A 19,460-nucleotide genomic window follows, 5' to 3' on the forward strand; every position below is an offset into this window, starting at 1 on the left:
GCCGATGTGGTAAAATAAAAACAACAATAACACGGATGTTTTCTATTTTATCAGAAAGGAGATGGCAGTATGGATGAAAGATTATCCAATCTTCGGTCAACGAAGAATCCCAAAGCCCGCATTAAAATAATGAGCGGCCATTTTGCGACGAGACATTCCCATGTGAATACCTATATTGATATGTCCACGGTAAAGACCCGTCACAACAATGCACGGGAGACGGCCAGGACGCTGGCGGCAGAATACATGACGAATACTTTGATAGACACGATTGTCTGCCTCAAGAATACCGAAGTGATCGGCGCTTTTATGGCGGAGGCTTTGTCGGACAGCGTGCATGCATCCCTGAGCGGCGGCAATAATATCTCTGTCGTAACGCCGGAATTTGATTCCTCAGGGCAGATCCTGTTTCGAGATAACAACCAGAGAATGATTGAGGCAAAGCAGGTGCTGATTCTCACGGATTCCCTGGCAACCGGGGCGCTTGCCTATCAGGCGATAGAGTCGGTGCTTTATTATGGCGGCACGGTCTGCGGGATTTGTGCGGTGTTTAGTGCGATCTCAAAGGTGGCGGGATTGGAAGTAAAGACCATCTTTACCAGCTCTGATCTGCCGGACTATCATGTGTATAGGTCCTATGAATGCCCGATGTGCAAGGCCGGTCAAAAGTTGGAAGGCATAATTAATAGTTTTGGGTATTCGAAGCTTTAAAGGCGGCTGGAAGCCTGTACGGGCGGAGAACAGCGATATTGAATGAATCCGAATGAAAATCTTTTTGAGAGTGAAATATTGACGCAGAAAGGAGACGCCCATGATTGTATGGGCGCCTCCTTTATCAATCCATGCGTATCCCCCCGGAGGGGAGGGATATAGGAAATTCCTCTGGAATTTCCTATATCACAAAAAACACCCGCCTGACGGGAGCGGATGCTTTGCTTTTTATCTATTATGCAATGTCGTTAACTGCTTTGGTTAAGCGGGAAATCTTTCTTCCAACTGTGTTTTTGTGATAAACACCTTTGCTTCCAGCCTTAGAAATCTCAGCGATTGCAGCCTGTAATGCTGTCTTAGCAGCCGCTGCATCTTTCTGTGCCACTGCAGTCTCAACTTTTTTTACGGATGTCTTTACTTTAGATTTGATTGATTTGTTTCTTGCAGCCTTTGTTTCGTTAACTAAAATTCTTTTTTTAGCAGATTTAATGTTAGCCAATCTGTACACCTCCAAATATGTGAAATTTTCAAATAGTGAATTCATGATTCCGTTAAAATCGGACACGGACGTTTAAACGGAACATACTCATTTATTTTATGCTAAGGAACAAAGGTTGTCAATACATATTTCTCAAAATATTGCAAAAACTACCTGTAAATTCAAATGATGTTATGGAAAAGTGAGGACTTGAAGATGGTGGAAAAGTATAGTATTAGGACTGACCTTGCGCTTGAGGAGAAAGAACGGTTTGAATCAGACAACGTGGAGGTTCAGGGGGTTGTTCTTGAGGAGGAATTTGATGAAGAACGTGAAATACGTATTTCACGGGTACGCATTGAGACAGAAAAGGGCGCCAAGGTCATGGGCAAGCCGGTCGGTACTTACCTTACTGTGGAGGCGCCGAATCTGGGTGTACCGGATGAAGGGTATCACAGGGAGATTTCGGAAGAACTTTCTGGTTACATTAAGGAATTGATAGAGAAGCTGGGACTGCTTGACAAAGAAGATTTATCTGTTCTGATCGTAGGGCTTGGAAACCGTCAGGTGACGCCGGACGCGCTTGGACCATATGTCGTGGAGAACTTATGTGTGACACGGCATATCGTGAAAGAATACGGAAAATATGCTATGGGAATGGAACATGCCAATCTGGTCAGCGCCATAATACCGGGTGTCATGGGGCAGACCGGGATGGAGACAGTAGAGATTGTCAAAGGAGTAGTGGAGGAAACCAGCCCCGATCTGGTAATAGCCATAGACGCGTTGGCGGCCAGAAACAGCAGAAGGCTAAACCGAACCGTGCAGATCGCAGATACGGGTATCCATCCGGGTTCCGGGGTGGGCAACCACCGTAATGGACTGACGAAGGAATCACTAGGAGTTCCTGTAATCGGTATTGGTGTTCCGACGGTTGTTGATGCGGCAACCATAGTGAATGACACGATGGAGAATCTGATCAACGCGCTGGAGACCTCTGAAATGTTAAAGGGCGTGGGAGATGTGCTGCGCACTTACAGCGCTGCGGAGAAGTATGAGCTGGTAAAAGAATTGATTTCCCCTCATCTGAACGGAATGTTTATGACCCCGAAAGACGTAGATGAAATGGTAAAGCAGATCAGTTATACCATCTCGGAGGGGCTGAACATATTGTTTACCAATGCAGGGCAGGCATAATAAGTAAACAAGGCTCATATATATGAAAGTGTGTAAGGGGGTCAGACCCCTCCGACGGAGGGGTCTGACCCCCTTACACCTGTCACTGGAATATTACTTTTGAAAGAAGGCGGTTTATGAAGCAATCGGCATTCATACGGGTGGCGCTTACTGTCATCGGAGGGATAGTATGTATCTGCCTGCTCTGCATTAGCGGAAAAGGTATTATGAAGGAATGGAGATATGACAGCCAGGAGGCTGTTTTGAAATATACGGAGGAAATGTACATGCCGGGCCTGGCTTATCTGAAAGAGGACCCGGGACCCACGGCCGTTCAGTGGATCAAGAAAAATGCGATGTCATGGCTCCCGCTGATACAATATGTGGAGCAGAAGCAGCCCTATGATTCTGTGATGGAGGATGAGGAGACGATCGCAAAGATTCTGGAAAATCAGGCCAATGATGAGAATATGATAGATGAAAACGGGAATCTGATAGGGAACAAAACGGCGGCAGCTCAGGAACCTGCCGTGGAGCAGGGACAGTCTCCGATCGACATGTCGATTGAAAGGCTGCGGGATTTTGATTATCTGATCAGCAATTTTTATATCGTGGATAGTACCACGATGATCGGGCCGGAGCAGTTGAATGTGGATGACCTGCTCGGCAGAAGCATGAAGATTGACCAGAGTACCGGCGGTCCGAAAGTCCTGATATTCCATACCCACTCTCAGGAAACGTTTGTGGACTCCACGCCTGGAGATACGAATACGAGTATTGTGGGAGTAGGTGAGTATCTGACAAAACTCTTAAATGAAAAAGGAATTGAGACGATCCATGATACTGGTGTTTATGATATTATCAATGGACAGCTCGACAGAAGCAATGCCTATGAAAATGCGGAGGCATCCATACGTCCGATTCTGGAGGCCAACCCGTCGGTTGAGGTGGTCATAGACCTTCACCGGGACGGTGTGGCGGAAGACACCCATCTGGTCACAGAGATAAACGGGAAACCAACGGCTAAGATCATGTATTTTAACGGCTTGAGCCGCACCAGGACAAATGGCGACATCGCCTACCTTTATAATCCTTATATACAGGATAATCTGGCGTTTTCCCTGCAGATGGAGCTTGCTTCCGAGAGCAATTATCCGGGATTCGCCAGGCATATCTATCTGGGGGGCTACAGATACAACCTTCATCTGGTGCCGAAATCCCTTTTGGTTGAAGCGGGAGCACAGACAAATACGGTAGAAGAAATGATGAATGCCATGGAAGTTCTGGCTGATACACTACATCATGTACTGACGGAATAACTTTTATTTGAATAACCCTACATTTTGTGATAATATGAAATGAATGTAAAAAGGAGAGAGACACATGGGAAATAAAAATACATATGATGCGGATAGTATTGCCGTATTAGAGGGACTTGAAGCGGTCAGAAAAAGACCCGGTATGTATATAGGAAGCGTTTCAACAAAAGGCCTGAATCATCTGATTTATGAGATTGTAGATAACGCTGTGGATGAACATCTTGCCGGTTACTGTACACAGATTCATGTCACACTGGAAAAGGACGGCTCGGCCACCATTGAGGATAATGGCCGGGGCGTCCCTGTCGGTATGCACAAAAAAGGGGTGTCTGCGGAGCGGATTGTATACACCACACTGCATGCAGGGGGCAAGTTTGACGATTCTGCCTATAAGACAAGCGGCGGCCTCCATGGTGTTGGGTCTTCCGTAGTAAATGCATTGTCCGCCTATATGGACGTGCAGGTCAGCAGGGAGGGCCAGATCCATCATGACAGATATGAGAGAGGTATTCCGGTGATTGAACTGGAGGATGGCCTGCTTCCAGTGATCGGTAAATCAAGAAAGACCGGCACCAAGATTAATTTCCTGCCGGATGATACGATCTTTGAAAAAACCAGGTTCCGGGCCGAGGAGGTAAAGAGCCGCCTGCACGAGACTGCTTACCTGAATCCGGAACTGACGATTATATTTGACGATAAAAGGCTGGAATCACCGGAGCACATCGTCTATCATGAACCGGACGGAATCCTCGGATTCATAAAAGACCTGAATCAGAAAAAGGAAACCCTCCATGAGCCGATTTATTATAAAGGAGAATCAGAAGGAATTGAGGTCGAAGTCGCACTGCAGTATGTGAACGAATTCCACGAAAATGTTCTGGGATTCTGCAACAATATCTATAATGCAGAAGGCGGAACGCATCTCACTGGATTTAAGACCACGTTTACAACGGTTATGAATCAGTACGCTCGGGAATTAGGCATTCTTAAAGAGAAGGATGCCAACTTTACAGGTGCAGATATCCGTAACGGGATGACTGCCATCGTATCCATTAAACACCCGGATCCGAGATTTGAAGGCCAGACCAAGACAAAGCTGGACAACCCCGATGCTGCCAAAGCTACCGGTAAAGTAACCGGAGACGAGATTGTTCTGTACTTCGACAGAAATCTGGAAACCTTAAAGTCGGTACTTTCTTGTGCAGAAAAAGCGGCTAAGATCCGCAAAACAGAGGAAAAGGCAAAGACAAATCTTCTGACAAAGCAGAAATACTCCTTTGACAGCAACGGAAAGCTGGCAAACTGTGAAAGCAGGGATGCTAAAAAATGCGAGATATTTATCGTGGAGGGAGATTCCGCCGGAGGATCTGCAAAGACGGCCAGGGACAGGAATTACCAGGCTATCCTGCCGATCCGGGGCAAGATTCTCAATGTGGAAAAGGCAAGCATCGATAAGGTGCTGGCGAATGCGGAGATAAAAACGATGATCAACGCATTTGGCTGTGGGTTTTCCGAAGGATACGGCAACGATTTTGATATCTCCAAACTGCGCTACGATAAGATCATCATCATGGCCGATGCCGACGTGGACGGCGCGCATATATCCACGCTGCTTCTGACGCTGTTCTACCGTTTTATGCCGGAACTGATCTATGAGGGACATGTTTATATTGCAATGCCGCCCCTCTATAAGGTCATGCCGAAGAAGGGGGAGGAAGAGTATCTGTACGACGATAAGGCGTTGGAGAAATACAGAAAGACACATGACGGCCCATTTACCCTGCAGAGATACAAAGGTCTGGGAGAGATGGATGCGCAGCAGCTTTGGGAAACCACACTGGATCCGGAGACAAGGCTCCTCAAACTCGTCGAGATCGAGGATGCGCGGATGGCATCCAGTGTGACGGAGATGCTTATGGGCACGGAGGTGCCGCCGCGCCGCATGTTTATCTACGAAAATGCTGCGGATGCAGAGCTTGATATATAGGTAAGAGGAGATAGAGAATGAGCAGTAGTGAATCACAGATTATCAGAACCGAATATTCCGAGGTTATGAAAAAATCGTATATCGATTACGCCATGAGCGTGATCATTGCCAGAGCCCTGCCGGATGTGAGGGACGGACTGAAGCCGGTGCAGCGCAGGACCCTGTACGACATGTATGAACTTGGTATCCGTTATGACAAACCCTACAGGAAGTGCGCCCGAATCGTAGGCGATACCATGGGTAAGTACCACCCCCACGGAGACAGTTCCATATACGAATCGCTTGTGGTCATGGCGCAGGATTTCAAAAAAGGAATGATTCTTGTAGACGGACACGGTAACTTCGGTTCCATCGAGGGGGATGGGGCTGCCGCCATGCGTTATACAGAGGCCAGGCTGGCCAAGTTTACCCAGGAGGCTTATCTGGGGGATCTGGACAAGAATATTATCGATTTTGGGCCAAACTTTGATGAGACCGAAAAAGAGCCGCTTGTGCTTCCGGTGCGTGTACCCAACCTCCTGATTAATGGGGCGGAGGGAATCGCAGTGGGAATGGCAACCAGCATTCCCACCCATAATCTCTGCGAGGTGCTGGACGCCGTAAAGGCATATATGAAGAATGACCAGATCAGCACAAAACAACTGATGAAATATATGAAAGGCCCTGATTTTCCGACCGGAGGCATCGTTGTCAACAAAGACGACCTGCTGAACATCTATGAGACTGGGCAGGGCAAGATCAAAGTCCGGGGAAAAGTAGAGGTAGAGGAACAAAAAGGCGGCAAGAAACTGCTGGTAATAACAGAGATCCCTTATACCATGATCGGAAGCGGTATCGGAAAGTTCCTGAATGATGTCTGTGGTCTGGTGGAGTCCAAGAAGACCAGTGATATTGTGGACATTTCAAACCAGTCTTCTAAGGAAGGTATCCGGATTGTACTGGAGCTGAAAAAAGGGGCGGATGTTGAGAACCTGAAAAACATGCTCTACAAGAAGACAAGGCTGGAAGATACCTTTGGCGTAAACATGCTGGCGGTAGCCAATGACAGACCTGAGACGCTGGGACTCAAAGCAATCATTGAACATCATGTGGATTTCCAGTTTGAGCTGATGACAAGAAAGTACACCACCATGCTTGCCAAAGAGCAGGAAAAGAGTGAAGTGCAGGAAGGCCTGATCAAAGCCTGCGATGTCATCGACCTGATCATAGAGATCCTGCGTGGAAGTAAATCTGTAAAAGATGCCCGTGCCTGCCTGGTAAGCGGTGTGACCGAGAATATCAAATTCAAGTCCAGTATTTCCAAAAAAATGGCCGCTCTTCTAAGGTTTACTGAGCGTCAGGCGACAGCAATCCTGGAAATGCGTCTCTACAAGCTGATCGGCCTGGAGATCGAGGCCCTTCAGAAAGAGCACGAAGAGACCTTGAAAAATATTACGCTCTATGAGGATATACTGAACAATTACGACTCCATGGCGAATCTGATTATGGAAGAGCTGGATTCTTATAAGAAAGAATATGGCAGAAAACGCCGCACCGCAATCGAGAACGCGGAGGAAGCGGTTTTCGAGGAAAAGAAAATAGAAGAACAGGAAGTGGTATTCCTAATGGACCGCTTTGGATATGCAAAGACCGTAGATGTCACTACTTACGAACGGAACAAAGAGGCGGCTGACAGCGAGAATAAGTACGTAGTCCACTGCATGAACACCGGTAAAATCTGTATTTTCACCGATACGGGCAAAATGCATCAGGCCAAGGTTCTGGACCTGCCCTACGGAAAGTTCAGAGACAAAGGGACTCCGATTGATAACCTGACAAACTATTCCAGCAGCGAAGAGCAGATCGTCATGGTCTGTGATGCTGAACAAATGCGTTTTGCAAAACTGCTGTTTGCCACAAAACAGGGTATGATCAAAAAGGTAGAAGGAACGGAGTTCCAAGTGGCAAAGCGGACCATAGCAGCCACAAAGCTGCAGGATGAAGATGCACTGATTCATGTTAGCGTAGTAACCGAAAACCAAAATATCGTCCTTCAGACAAAAGGAGGATATTTCCTGAGATTCCCGGCAGATGATATCCCGGAGAAAAAGAAGGGTGCGGTTGGCGTTAGAGGAATTAAGCTCCAGAAAAAAGATGAGCTGGAGAACGTGTACTTGTTTGAAGAAGGAACGGAACAGAAGATTGTCTATGGTGAAAAAGAAGTGACACTGAACCGGCTGAGACAGGCTAGAAGAGATACTCTGGGGACAAAGAGCCGTAATTAGAGCTTGATTTATACAAACATTTTATAGTGACTGCCATAAAATTGAACTACAAACTGCTTGTTTGTAAATACGGCACATATTATAATTGTCTTACGATCTTGGGATATAATCTGGTAATTGCGTTGAGATGTCAAAACGTAGATGGAGTCTAACGGCGTAATTACATAAGGTATGTTGGGGTACAAGGTATGTTTATCAAACAATATGGCGTATTTAAGGGAAAAAATCACAACGAAAGGATGTTATTTTATGGTAGAAAAAGAATTATTAAATGCAATATCGGATATGATGGATACTAAATTTGATGAATTTAAAACGAATTTAGTGACAAAGGACGACATAGCGAATATGGCGACGAAGGACGACATAGCGAATATGGCGACAAAGGACGACATAGCGAATATGGCGACGAAGGACGATATAGCGAATATGGCGACGAAGGACGACATAGCGAATATGGCGACAAAGGACGACATAGCGAATATGGCGACGAAGGACGACATAGTAAATATGGCGACAAAGGACGATATAGCCTGTATATGGAAAGTAATTGCTAAGCTGCCTACCAAAGCTGACTTAAGGGAAGTTGAGAACAACGTTCTTACCGAAGTAGACAGAGTACAGGAGATTGGTACAAGACATTACAATGAAGTAAAGAAGGAGATGAGCCAGCTGAGAGCAGAAGTCAGGTCATATCAAATGGGCAGCTTAAAGCTTAGAGTTGATAGATTGGAAAGAATGCTCGAACTGTAGGAGCTACTTATTTTACGATGTAACAGTAACTGTTCAGACCATGCCGTGCACTCCGCTGCACGGCATGGAGCCAATAGGACAATGTTATTTCTTGAAATCCTCCTTGCATTTACCAAAAAAAGGTGTTATACTCAATGATAGTTACATAAGGAACCCGGCAGAAGAGTGAACGAAAGTTCACTCTTCTTTGTTGCTAAGGATGCAGCATCGCAGTTTATACAAAACCGCTTATGACCGGAAAGCTTATTATAACAGTTTTGTTACCTTGTTGAACATAGGCAGTTCAATAAGTATAAAAAACAATGCAGAGAAAGGAAGTTTAGTGTGTCGAGAAGAGAACAGTATGAACAGCAGACCGAGGAACTTATGATACCGATTGTTACGGAGTTCGGGTTTGAACTGGTGGATGTAGAATATGTAAAAGAGGCCGGAACGTGGTATCTGCGTGCTTATATTGATAAGCCGGGGGGGATTACCGTGGATGACTGTGAGGCAGTCAGCAGGAAGTTCTCAGATATTCTGGATGAAAAGGATTATATTGAAGATACTTATATTTTTGAGGTGAGTTCCCCAGGGCTGGGCAGGCCGCTTAAGAAAGAAAAAGATTTTAAACGCAGTCTGGGTGAAGAGGTCGAAATAAAAACATACCGGGCCATCAACAGACAGAAAGAATTCGTTGGAATCTTGAAGGATTACGACAAAGACACTGTGACGATAGAGTATGAGGATGAAACGTCACAGGTATTTGATAAAAGTGAAATTGCGCTTATCCGTTTGGCTTTGGATTTTTAATTTAGGAGGAAATAATAATGAATACAGAATTATTGGAAGCATTGAATATTCTTGAACAGGAAAAAAACATCAGTAAAGATACAATGATGGATGCAATCGAGAATTCTCTTATCAGTGCGTGTAAGAACCATTTTGGGACGGCTGAGAATATCAAGGTGATCATGGACCGTGAAACCTGCGATTATGCAGTATATGCCGAAAAAGAAGTGGTTGAGGAAGTATTTGACCCGGCATTGGAAATCAGCCTGGAGGATGCAGAACAGATTGATTCGGCTCTCCAGATCGGAGATATCGCGCAGATCCCGATCGAATCAAAGTCCTTCGGGAGAATCGCAACCCAGAATGCAAAGAACCTCATTCTTCAAAAGATCAGGGAAGAAGAACGTAAGGTTGTGTACGATCAGTATTTTGAGAAAGAAAAAGATATTGTGACTGGAATTGTTCAACGTTATGTGGGAAGAAATATCAGCATCAACCTAGGAAGAGCAGACGCCATGCTGACGGAGAATGAACAGGTAAAAGGCGAGGTATTTAAGCCGACTGAAAGAATTAAACTATACGTAGTAGAGGTCAAGAACACACCGAAGGGACCAAAGATCCTGGTGTCCAGAACCCATCCGGAACTCGTGAAGCGCCTGTTTGAGGCGGAAGTGGCAGAGGTAAAGGATGGCACGGTGGAGATCAAGAGCATTGCCCGTGAAGCCGGATCACGTACAAAGATGGCTGTATGGTCTAACGATGAAAATGTAGATCCTGTAGGAGCATGTGTCGGGATGAACGGGGCAAGAGTCAACGCGGTTGTCAACGAGCTGCGTGGAGAGAAGATCGATATTATCAACTGGAGCGATAACCCGGCTTTATTGATTGAAAATGCACTGAGCCCGGCCAAGGTGATTTCTGTTATGGCGGATCCGGATGAAAAAGCGGCAAGCGTAATCGTACCTGATTACCAGTTGTCGCTGGCAATCGGAAAAGAAGGCCAGAATGCAAGGCTTGCGGCGCGCTTGACCGGATATAAAATCGATATTAAGAGTGAAACGCAGGCAATTGAGTCAGGAGAACTTCCTGAAGATTATATGGAACAGATGGCGATGATGGAAGAAGGCTACGATGGCAGTTACGAGGAAGAGTATCCGCAGGAGTATGAAGTAGACTATGAAGAGCCGTTTGTGGAAGATACAGAAGAACCGTCTGTTGAAGACTATGGGGAAATAGAATTCATCGAGACCGAAGATGAATAATAACCTTATGAGAGGTGGAATAATTGAGCAATAGGAAGATACCGATGCGCAAATGCGTTGGCTGCGGCGAGATGAAGCCGAAGAAAGAGATGCTGCGCGTTCTGCGCACTACAGAAGAAGAATTTGTACTGGATGCTACCGGAAAAAAGAATGGGCGCGGCGCCTATCTGTGCTGCTCAAAAGATTGTTTTTTGAAAGCAGTGAAGAACAAAGGGCTGGAGCGTTCTTTTAAGCAGGCAATTCCTGCGGAAGTATATGAGCGCCTGGAAAAGGAGATGAATGAGATTGATACAGAGTAAAGCTTTATCTCTGGTCGGGCTTGCTACTAAGGCAGGAAAGACAGTGAGCGGTGAGTTTATGACGGAAAAGGAAGTGAAGTCGGGGAAAGCCGCGCTTGTGATTGTCGCTGACGATGCGTCGGACAACACGAAAAAGAAGTTTCGTGATATGTGTGAATTTTATAAGGTTCCAATTTATTTTTACGCAGATAAAGATACCTTAGGGCATGCAATGGGAAAAGAGTTCCGTGCATCTCTGGCGATATTGGACGAAGGATTTGCAAAAGGAATTCGAAAACATTTTGAAACGAAAGACAATACAATTGCATAAGGGAGGTAGTTGAATATGACGAAAATGAGAGTACACGAACTGGCCAAGGAGCTGGGAATGGACAATAAAGAACTGATGGATATGCTGGAAAAGAAGAATGTAGAGGTGAAGACCCATATGAGTTCACTGGAAGACAATGTAGTAAATGACATCAGAAAAAATGTTAAGAAAAGCGCGGATGCAGGAAGACCCGTAGAGGCAGATAAGCCTGCCGAAGCGGCAAAACCGGCGGAAGAAGCGCCCAAAAAGAAGAATATCGTGCAGGTGTTCCGTCCGCAAAATTCTAAGAGCGGGAGCCGCATGCAGCAGGGAGGGCGCCAGGGCCAGCGCCCGCAGGGCGGTCATTCAGGCCAGCGTCCGGCGGGTTCAGCCCCTGGCCAGCGCCCGGCAGCGTCAGGCCAGCGCCCGGCAGGTTCCGCACCCGTACAGCGCCCCGCAGGAAATACACCAGGTCAGCGCCCGGCACCGTCACAGCGTCCGGCAGGAAATACACCAGGCCAGCGCCCGGCAGGCACGGCACCGGCACAGCGTCCGGCAGGAAATGTACCAGGCCAGCGCCCGGCAGGCACAGCACCGGCACAGCGTCCGGCAGGAAATGTATCAGGCCAGCGTCCAACAGGCTCCGCACCGTCACAGCGCCCGGCAGGAAATTCACAGGGACAGCGTCCGCAAGGAGGACAGCGTCCGGCTTATCAGGGAGGACAGCGTCAGCCATATCAGGGCAACCAGAGAAATTCTGGTTCTATGTCTTCACAGGAGACAAGACAAAATGGCGGCAATTCCTCTGACCAGAGAAATTCCGGTTACCAAAATCAGAGATACAACAACAACCGCGGCCAGCGGCCGGCTGGTGGACAGGGCGGAAACTTCGGCAGAAACCAGAACGGAGAAAGAAGCTATAATAACCAGGGCGGAGACAGAAATTATGGCGGCCAGGGCGGCAGAAATGTGGGCGGCGGCCAGCGCACTGGCAACGTCCCGTCCAGAGGTACGGAACGCCGTGACAGCAGAAGGGACGACAGAGATGCTATTCCAACACCATTAGTAGAACAACAGAAGGTGCAGAGGAATAAAGCAAAAGATAAAGAGAAAGACTATAAGAAAAAAGAATATAAAGACGGTGACTTTGACAGCAAGAACAAAAAGGGCAAACGCCAGAAACCTGCTGTGGAGGTTGTAAAACCGCAGCCGAAACCAGTTGAGAAGAAAGAAGAGATCAAACAAATTGTGCTTCCGGAGGTTCTGACAATCAAGGAACTCGCTGATAAGATGAAAATCGTACCTGCCGTAATTATTAAAAAACTTTTCCTTCAGGGTAAAGTTGTTACGGTGAATCAGGAAGTAGACTATGACACAGCAGAAGAAATCGCAATGGAATTTGACGTTCTCTGCGAAAAAGAGGTCGTGATCGATGTAATTGAAGAACTTCTCAAAGAAGAGGAAGAAGACGAAGGCGCTATGGTAAAACGTCCTCCGGTAGTATGTGTTATGGGTCATGTTGACCATGGTAAGACATCGCTTCTGGATGCAATCCGCCATACAAATGTCATTGGCCGAGAGGCGGGTGGAATCACACAGCACATTGGTGCTTATGTAGTAGAGGCAAACGGTGAAAAAATCACATTCCTGGATACACCGGGACACGAGGCATTTACAGCCATGCGTATGAGGGGGGCTAACTCCACAGATATAGCCATTTTGGTGGTAGCTGCCGACGACGGCGTAATGCCGCAGACCGTAGAGGCAATTAACCATGCCAAAGCAGCAGGCATTGAGATTATCGTTGCTATCAATAAGATCGATAAGCCAAGCGCAAATATTGACAGGGTAAAACAAGAACTGGCAGAATATGAGCTCATTCCGGAAGACTGGGGCGGCAGCACCATCTTCGTGCCTGTATCTGCACATACAAAAGAGGGAATTACAGATCTGCTGGAGATGATTCTTCTGACAGCAGAGGTGATGGAACTGAAGGCGAATCCGGACCGCTTTGCAAGAGGTCTTATCATCGAAGCAGAGTTGGATAAAGGGAAAGGATCCGTTGCAACTGTACTTGTACAGAAGGGGACGCTCCATGTGGGAGACGCTATCGCAGCGGGTTCTGCACACGGTAAAGTCAGGGCGATGATGGATGATAAGGGCCGCAGAGTCAAAGAAGCCGGACCGTCCCAGCCGGTTGAGATACTCGGCCTGAACGACGTGCCGAATGCGGGCGAAGTATTTGTGGGATGCGAGACCGAAAAAGAGGCAAGAAATTTTGCAGATACATTTATTTCCCAGAACAGAGTGAAGCTGCTGGATGATACAAAGGCGAAAATGTCACTGGATGATCTGTTTACGCAGATTAAGGAAGGAAACCTGAAAGAATTGAATATCGTTGTAAAAGCAGACGTACAGGGTTCTGTAGAGGCATTGAAACAAAGCCTGCTGAAGCTTTCCAATGATGAGGTGGTAATCAAAATTATCCATGGTGGAGTAGGCGCCATCAATGAGTCAGATGTAATCCTGGCTTCCGCATCCAATGCAATTATCATTGGATTCAATGTAAGGCCGGATGCTACCGCAAAAGAGATTGCAGACCGGGAGGGCGTAGACTTGAGACTGTACAGAGTCATCTACAATGCAATCGAGGACGTAGAGGCTGCCATGAAGGGCATGCTGGATCCGATCTTTGAGGAGAAAGTGCTGGGCCACGCAGAAGTGCGTCAGACATTCAAGGCTTCCGGAGTCGGAACAATTGCTGGTTCCTACGTGCTGGACGGAACATTTGAGAGAAACTGTTCCGTACGCCTTACACGCGATGGAATCGTAATCTTTGACGGACCACTGGCATCTCTGAAGCGTTTTAAAGATGATGTGAAGGAAGTAAGGACAGGATACGAGTGTGGCTTCGTATTCGAGAACTTTAATGATATTAAAGAAGGCGATCTTGTAGAGGCATACAAGATGGTGGAAATTGAAAGAAAATAAAACCGTTTCGTTTACGGCGGCTATGTGAAGGAGCAATTATGAGAAAAAACAGCATTAAAAATACACGGATTAATACAGAGGTTCAGCGTGAACTGAGCAACATACTGCGGGGAGGCATCAAGGATCCGCGTGTGGCACCGATGACTTCCGTTGTAGCAGTAGAAGTGGCTCCTGACCTGAAGACCTGTAAAGCATATATCAGTGTGCTGGGAGACAAGAAGGCACAGGAGGATACAATCAAGGGGCTCCAAAGCGCCGAGGGGTATATCAGGCGCGAACTGGCCCGGACTATTAATATGAGAAACACGCCGGAAATCCGGTTTATCATGGATCAGTCTATTGAGTACGGCGTGAATATGAGTAAAAAGATTGATGAGCTGACCAGAGATTTGAAAGACGAGGCTGAATAATATGAGTGTAGATTATTCCACAGTTAAAAGCGGATCCGCCTGCAATGCTGACTCCGTAGACAGCTCTTTGGGAGTTGGGTTATCTGAGATACTGAAGGGAAAACAGTCTATAGCGCTGGGCGGGCATATCCGTCCGGACGGGGACTGTGTGGGCTCCAGTATGGGGCTCTATCTGTATCTTACGGAACAGTATCCTCAAATAGAAACGGACATATATCTGGAAGAGATTCCTGAGGCCTACCGCTTGATTCAGAAGACGGATGAGGCAAGAAACTGTATTCCGGAGGGAAAGCAATATGATCTGTTTATATGCCTGGACTGCGGCGATGAGAAACGTCTTGGTTTTTCAGCGCCCTTGTTTCAGAATGCAAAACAGACATTCTGTATCGACCACCACGTTAGCAATGATGCATTTGCGGATATTAACTATATAGTACCGGATGCCAGTTCCACGTCAGAGCTGGTATTTGGACTTCTTGATAAAGAAAAAATCGGCAAACCTGAGGCGGAGGCTCTCTACATGGGAATCGCGCATGATACCGGCGTGTTTCAGTATTCCTGCACCTCACCGGAGACGATGGAGGCAGCGGCAGATTTGCTGCGCAAGGGAATTGACGGGAACGATATTATAGAGAAAACTTTTTATGAAAAGACCTATATTCAGAATCAGATTCTGGGCAGAGCTCTTTTGGAGAGTATTCTGATTTTGGATAAAAGGTGTATAGTAAGTGCCGTGAGTAAGAAAGAAATGGAATTTTACGGTGCGAAGCCGAGCGATTTGGAAGGGATTGTCAGCCAGATGAAGCTGACGCAGGGAACCGAGACGGCGCTTTTCATGTATGAACTGGAAACGCAGAATTATAAAGTAAGCCTGCGTTCGAAAGGTAAGGTGGATGTAAGCATAATCGCCCAGTATTTTGGAGGAGGCGGCCACGCAAGAGCGGCGGGATTCACGATGAAAGGCTCATTCCATGATGTGATCAATAATGTCAGCATCCAGATTGCGCGCCAGCTGGATCAGGAAGAGACACAGGTATAACGGTTTATGGTAAACGGTATTATTAACGTATATAAAGAAAAGGGTTATACATCCCATGATGTAGTTGCAAAACTCAGAGGAATCGTGGGACAGAAAAAGATAGGGCACACCGGCACTCTGGATCCGGATGCCGAAGGAGTTCTCCCGGTATGTCTGGGCAGAGCGACAAAACTTTGTGATATGCTGACAGATAAGAATAAGACCTATGAGGCAGTACTGTTGTTTGGGAAGATGACAGATACACAGGATATTACAGGGAAAATACTGGAAGAACGGGATACATCATTACTGACAGATGAATTTGCAAAAGAGTGTATACAAAAGTACATCGGGGAATATGAACAGCTTCCGCCGATGTATTCTGCGCTGAAAGTAAACGGAAAAAAGCTGTATGAGCTTGCACGGGAAGGCATCGAAGTAGAACGGAAAACAAGAAGGGTTCATATTTTCGATATAAAGATAAACAAAATTGATCTTCCAAGAGTACATATGGAAATTCATTGTTCAAAGGGCACCTACATTCGTACACTTTGCCACGACATAGGCAGAGAAGCAGGGACGGGTGCCTGTATGGAAGCCCTTAGAAGGACAAAGGTAAGCTGTTTTGAGATCAAAGACAGCCTAAAGCTCTCTCAGATTGAGGAATATAAAAAAATGGGGAAGCTTACGGACATTGTAACGCCTATAGATGCCATGTTCCGGGAACTACCTGAATTAGTGGTGGCAAAGGAGTATGAAGCACTGGCCTATAACGGAAATCCGCTGCGCCGGGAATTTATGACAAAAGAGAATGTTTTTATGGACGGACAATCTGTAAGGATGTACGACCGAAACAAACAGTTTATAGGTGTTTACCGTTACTTTACTGAAAGACAGGAATACCGGCTTGAGAAGATGTTTTTCATATCGGATTAATAAGCAGGCATATCCATGCAAGTGATAAAGGAAAAATTACGGGGAAAGACATGCGGTACTATACAGATATTAATTCTTATCAGGAAACTGAAAAAACAGCCGTTACTCTGGGCAAATTCGACAGCCTTCACAGAGGCCATCAGAAACTGATCAGCAGAGTAAGGGATTGCGCGGAGAAAGAAAAATTAAAAAGCGTTGTATTTGCATTTGACATGAAGAAAGAAACACTGCTTACAAACAAGGAGCGCAGACAGCACCTGGAAGAGCAGGTAGATTGTATGATACAGTGTCCCTTTACGAAGGAAATCAGGGAGATGGAAGCGGAGACATTCATTGAGAAAATATTGGTGGATACGCTACACGCCTCCCATATTGTCGTAGGTACAGATTTTTACTTTGGACATGGCAAGCGGGGGGATGCCGGTATGCTTGCGGAGCTGGCCCCAAATTACGGCTACCGGCTGGATGTTGTGGAGAAAGAGTTGTATGGGGACAGAGAAATCAGCAGCACCTATGTAAGGGAAGCGCTGGAAGAAGGCGATGCCAGGCTTGCAAACCAGCTGCTGGGATACCCTTATCACATGACGGGGATTGTGGAACATGGGAGGCAGCTGGGGCGTACACTGGGATTTCCCACGATGAACATTGCGCCCACAGAACGAAAAATTATGCCCAGATTCGGAGTATATACCTGCAGAATCCTGGTGGACGGCAAGTGGTATCACGGTATTGGAAATGTGGGGATCAAGCCGACAGTGGCAGATGAGCCAAGGCTTCTGGCGGAGGTATTTGTTTTTGGCTACAAAGGTGATGCCTACGGCAAAGAGATTATGGTGGAATTCTGTTCTTTCGTGCGACCGGAAACAAAGTTTTGTTCTGTGGAAGAACTGAAACAGCAGGTGGACCGGGATATCCAATCCGGAAAGGCATATTTTCGGGAGAAAAGCTTGACAAACTAGAGAAAGAGTTAGGGGAAGTACAAATGAGTGTAACGACAATATTTCTGCTGCTGGGAGGACTGGGATTATTCCTGTTCGGCATGAAGATGATGAGCGACGGCCTGGAACAGGTTGCCGGCGCACGGATGAGGTCGATTCTGGAGTTCTTCACACAAAACAGATTTGTGGGGATGCTGGTCGGTATCTTGTTCACGGCAGTTGTGCAGTCGTCCAGCGCGACGACAGTAATGGTTGTAAGCTTTGTGAATTCCGGGCTTATGAACCTTTATCAGGCTGCCGGGGTAATACTTGGCGCCAATATCGGTACAACAATCACCGGACAGTTGATTGCATTTAATCTATCAGATGTTGCACCTCTGTTCGTGATCACCGGCGTTGTAATGTTCATGTTCAGCAAAAAACAGAATACCAAGAAAATCGGCGGAGTGATCCTTGGATTTGGTATCCTGTTTATGGGCTTGAGTACAATGGGAGATGCCATGTCTTCCCTGCGTGAATCTCCGCATATCGTAGCGCTGCTCAAATCATTAAGCAATCCCTTTGCGGCGATCCTGGTTGGATTTGCGATAACAGCAATTTTGCAGAGCTCTTCGGCCACCGTAGGTATCGTAATCCTGCTGGCTTCCCAGGGATTTCTACAGTTTACGATCTGCTTTTATCTTATTCTGGGATGCAACATGGGTTCCTGTGTCTCTGCGCTTCTTGCCAGCCTGGGGGGCAAAAAAGATGCGAAAAGGGCGGCCTGGATCCATTTCCTATTTAATATCATCGGATCTGTCGCAATTTTCATTGTGCTATTGTTTGCGCTGCAGCCAATTGCGGATGCAATTATGAAGGTATCCGGGGGCAATATGGGCAGGGCAGTAGCAAATGCTCATACCTTAATTAAAATATGTGAGGTGATTTTACTCTTCCCGTTTATGAAATGGGTAGTCAGGGTAACCTATTTAATTATACCGGGGAAAGATGCTTCGCCGGATGATGAGTACGAACTGAAGTATATCGGGAACAGTACGATGATTACACCTACCACAGCGGTTATATCAGGCATCTATGAGCTGGAACATATGGGCTGCCTGGCGATTGAGAACCTAAAAAGAGGTATGGATGCGCTCTGTACACTGAATGAGGAAAAGATCGCCGAGGTATACCGGCAGGAGGCGTATATTGATTATCTGAACAGGGAGATTACCGACTACTTGGTCAGGATCAACAGCATGGAGATCCCTACCGCAGATGCGATGCTGGTAGGCGGTCTGTTCCACGTTGTAAACGATATCGAAAGGATCGGGGACCATGCGGAGAATTTTGCGGATTCTGCAAAGATGAGGATCGACAGACATGTCACATTCAGTGAAAAAGGAATCCGGCAGCTCCAGGATATGATGGATCTGGTGGAAAAAACACTGGTATACTCCTTAGAGATGTTTTCCAACCGCAGCCAGGAACACATGCAGGAAGTCATGGCGCTGGAGGACGAGGTGGATGAAAGAGAGAAGAAGCTACAGAAAGCACATATCAAACGTCTGACAAAGGGCAAGTGTTCACCAGAGGCAGGCATGATTTTCTCTGATACTATATCCGGGCTGGAACGTGTGGCAGATCATGCCACCAATATTGCATTTGCTATATTGGAGCCGCAGAACAATGACGAGTCTGAAGATGAAGAAGAATAGTAAGGAAGAACGGAAAGAATACAGCAGAAGAATACAATAGCGTAAAGTATTGCTTTACATAGGATTTAAGTTATGCTATACTATTAAAGTATGAATTCAGCCGGTGTTCGGTAATAGGAAGACTCCAACCGTTACTTAATGCCAGGCGGTTTTATAAAAGA

Annotated in this window: 17 protein-coding genes; 16 read left to right on the forward strand and 1 reads right to left on the reverse strand. The window is 46.5% G+C overall.

What is annotated here, in order from left to right; genetic code table 11:
• The first annotated feature begins 69 nt into the window (after nt 1-69).
• On the forward strand, nt 70-711 hold the full coding sequence (locus MWG26_RS10500; protein WP_025657603.1) for a type I phosphoribosyltransferase: 642 nt from the start codon (nt 70-72) through the stop codon (nt 709-711).
• Between the two features lie 235 nt (nt 712-946).
• Here MWG26_RS10500 and rpsT read toward each other — a convergent pair whose 3' ends face one another.
• Nucleotides 947-1,210 carry a 30S ribosomal protein S20 gene (gene rpsT / locus MWG26_RS10505; RefSeq protein ID WP_025657602.1) on the reverse strand — a complete coding sequence of 88 codons (264 nt, stop codon included), beginning with the start codon at nt 1,208-1,210 and terminating at the stop codon, nt 947-949.
• Between the two features lie 195 nt (nt 1,211-1,405).
• On the opposite strand from rpsT, the gene gpr reads away from it, so the two are divergent.
• The 15 genes from gpr (at nt 1,406) to MWG26_RS10580 (ending at nt 19,299) form a co-directional block, all read left to right on the forward strand.
• Nucleotides 1,406-2,386 (forward strand): GPR endopeptidase, encoded by a 981-nt coding sequence (gene gpr / locus MWG26_RS10510; RefSeq protein ID WP_025657601.1) that lies wholly within the window; start codon nt 1,406-1,408, stop codon nt 2,384-2,386.
• Between the two features lie 116 nt (nt 2,387-2,502).
• The gene (gene spoIIP, locus MWG26_RS10515) at nt 2,503-3,684 is read left to right on the forward strand and encodes a stage II sporulation protein P (protein ID WP_025657600.1); all 1,182 of its coding nucleotides are present in this window, start codon (nt 2,503-2,505) and stop codon (nt 3,682-3,684) included.
• A gap of 64 nt (nt 3,685-3,748) precedes the next feature.
• Complete coding sequence (locus MWG26_RS10520; protein WP_025657599.1) at nt 3,749-5,671, forward strand: DNA gyrase/topoisomerase IV subunit B; 1,923 nt, start codon at nt 3,749-3,751, stop codon at nt 5,669-5,671.
• A gap of 17 nt (nt 5,672-5,688) precedes the next feature.
• Nucleotides 5,689-7,935 carry a DNA gyrase/topoisomerase IV subunit A gene (locus MWG26_RS10525; RefSeq protein ID WP_025657598.1) on the forward strand — a complete coding sequence of 749 codons (2,247 nt, stop codon included), beginning with the start codon at nt 5,689-5,691 and terminating at the stop codon, nt 7,933-7,935.
• A gap of 249 nt (nt 7,936-8,184) precedes the next feature.
• A complete protein-coding gene (locus tag MWG26_RS10530) occupies nt 8,185-8,688 on the forward strand; it encodes a hypothetical protein (protein WP_117440644.1) in 504 nt (167 codons plus the stop codon).
• Between the two features lie 324 nt (nt 8,689-9,012).
• Nucleotides 9,013-9,480, forward strand: a complete 468-nt coding sequence (rimP, locus tag MWG26_RS10535) for a ribosome maturation factor RimP (protein ID WP_025657597.1) — start codon at nt 9,013-9,015, stop codon at nt 9,478-9,480.
• Between the two features lie 17 nt (nt 9,481-9,497).
• Nucleotides 9,498-10,721: a transcription termination factor NusA gene (nusA, locus tag MWG26_RS10540; protein WP_117440643.1), complete on the forward strand. Its 1,224-nt coding sequence runs from the start codon at nt 9,498-9,500 to the stop codon at nt 10,719-10,721.
• Between the two features lie 44 nt (nt 10,722-10,765).
• Nucleotides 10,766-11,020, forward strand: a complete 255-nt coding sequence (gene rnpM / locus MWG26_RS10545; RefSeq protein ID WP_173005521.1) for an RNase P modulator RnpM — start codon at nt 10,766-10,768, stop codon at nt 11,018-11,020.
• The gene (locus MWG26_RS10550; RefSeq protein WP_044927402.1) at nt 11,001-11,330 is read left to right on the forward strand and encodes a L7Ae/L30e/S12e/Gadd45 family ribosomal protein; all 330 of its coding nucleotides are present in this window, start codon (nt 11,001-11,003) and stop codon (nt 11,328-11,330) included. The genes rnpM and MWG26_RS10550 overlap by 20 nt, the downstream gene beginning before the upstream one ends.
• Before the next feature lie 15 nt (nt 11,331-11,345).
• Complete coding sequence (gene infB, locus MWG26_RS10555) at nt 11,346-14,300, forward strand: translation initiation factor IF-2 (RefSeq protein ID WP_117440642.1); 2,955 nt, start codon at nt 11,346-11,348, stop codon at nt 14,298-14,300.
• Nucleotides 14,301-14,338: 38 nt separating this feature from the next.
• Complete coding sequence (gene rbfA, locus MWG26_RS10560) at nt 14,339-14,710, forward strand: 30S ribosome-binding factor RbfA (protein ID WP_009005669.1); 372 nt, start codon at nt 14,339-14,341, stop codon at nt 14,708-14,710.
• Nucleotides 14,711-14,777: 67 nt separating this feature from the next.
• Nucleotides 14,778-15,749, forward strand: a complete 972-nt coding sequence (locus MWG26_RS10565) for a DHH family phosphoesterase (RefSeq protein WP_025657594.1) — start codon at nt 14,778-14,780, stop codon at nt 15,747-15,749.
• 6 nt (nt 15,750-15,755) lie between these two features.
• Complete coding sequence (gene truB / locus MWG26_RS10570) at nt 15,756-16,664, forward strand: tRNA pseudouridine(55) synthase TruB (RefSeq protein ID WP_025657593.1); 909 nt, start codon at nt 15,756-15,758, stop codon at nt 16,662-16,664.
• 50 nt (nt 16,665-16,714) lie between these two features.
• The gene (locus MWG26_RS10575; RefSeq protein WP_025657592.1) at nt 16,715-17,623 is read left to right on the forward strand and encodes a bifunctional riboflavin kinase/FAD synthetase; all 909 of its coding nucleotides are present in this window, start codon (nt 16,715-16,717) and stop codon (nt 17,621-17,623) included.
• 23 nt (nt 17,624-17,646) lie between these two features.
• Nucleotides 17,647-19,299: a Na/Pi cotransporter family protein gene (locus MWG26_RS10580; RefSeq protein ID WP_025657591.1), complete on the forward strand. Its 1,653-nt coding sequence runs from the start codon at nt 17,647-17,649 to the stop codon at nt 19,297-19,299.
• Nucleotides 19,300-19,460 lie beyond the last annotated feature (161 nt).

Origin of the sequence: Faecalicatena contorta (assembly GCF_022835095.1) — a bacterium.
Lineage (GTDB): Bacteria > Bacillota > Clostridia > Lachnospirales > Lachnospiraceae > Faecalicatena > Faecalicatena contorta.

Excerpts from the sequence above, each read along its gene's own strand:
- rnpM (WP_173005521.1), top strand. The coding sequence starts at position 10,766 with ATGCGCAAATGCGTTGGCTGCGGCGAGATGAAGCCGAAGAAAGAGATG.
- MWG26_RS10575 (WP_025657592.1), top strand. The coding sequence starts at position 16,715 with ATGCGGTACTATACAGATATTAATTCTTATCAGGAAACTGAAAAAACA.
- gpr (WP_025657601.1), top strand. The coding sequence starts at position 1,406 with ATGGTGGAAAAGTATAGTATTAGGACTGACCTTGCGCTTGAGGAGAAA.
- nusA (WP_117440643.1), top strand. The coding sequence starts at position 9,498 with ATGAATACAGAATTATTGGAAGCATTGAATATTCTTGAACAGGAAAAA.
- MWG26_RS10500 (WP_025657603.1), top strand. The coding sequence starts at position 70 with ATGGATGAAAGATTATCCAATCTTCGGTCAACGAAGAATCCCAAAGCC.
- MWG26_RS10530 (WP_117440644.1), top strand. The coding sequence starts at position 8,185 with ATGGTAGAAAAAGAATTATTAAATGCAATATCGGATATGATGGATACT.
- spoIIP (WP_025657600.1), top strand. The coding sequence starts at position 2,503 with ATGAAGCAATCGGCATTCATACGGGTGGCGCTTACTGTCATCGGAGGG.
- MWG26_RS10520 (WP_025657599.1), top strand. The coding sequence starts at position 3,749 with ATGGGAAATAAAAATACATATGATGCGGATAGTATTGCCGTATTAGAG.
- MWG26_RS10580 (WP_025657591.1), top strand. The coding sequence starts at position 17,647 with ATGAGTGTAACGACAATATTTCTGCTGCTGGGAGGACTGGGATTATTC.
- MWG26_RS10550 (WP_044927402.1), top strand. The coding sequence starts at position 11,001 with ATGAGATTGATACAGAGTAAAGCTTTATCTCTGGTCGGGCTTGCTACT.
- rbfA (WP_009005669.1), top strand. The coding sequence starts at position 14,339 with ATGAGAAAAAACAGCATTAAAAATACACGGATTAATACAGAGGTTCAG.
- MWG26_RS10525 (WP_025657598.1), top strand. The coding sequence starts at position 5,689 with ATGAGCAGTAGTGAATCACAGATTATCAGAACCGAATATTCCGAGGTT.
- truB (WP_025657593.1), top strand. The coding sequence starts at position 15,756 with ATGGTAAACGGTATTATTAACGTATATAAAGAAAAGGGTTATACATCC.
- infB (WP_117440642.1), top strand. The coding sequence starts at position 11,346 with ATGACGAAAATGAGAGTACACGAACTGGCCAAGGAGCTGGGAATGGAC.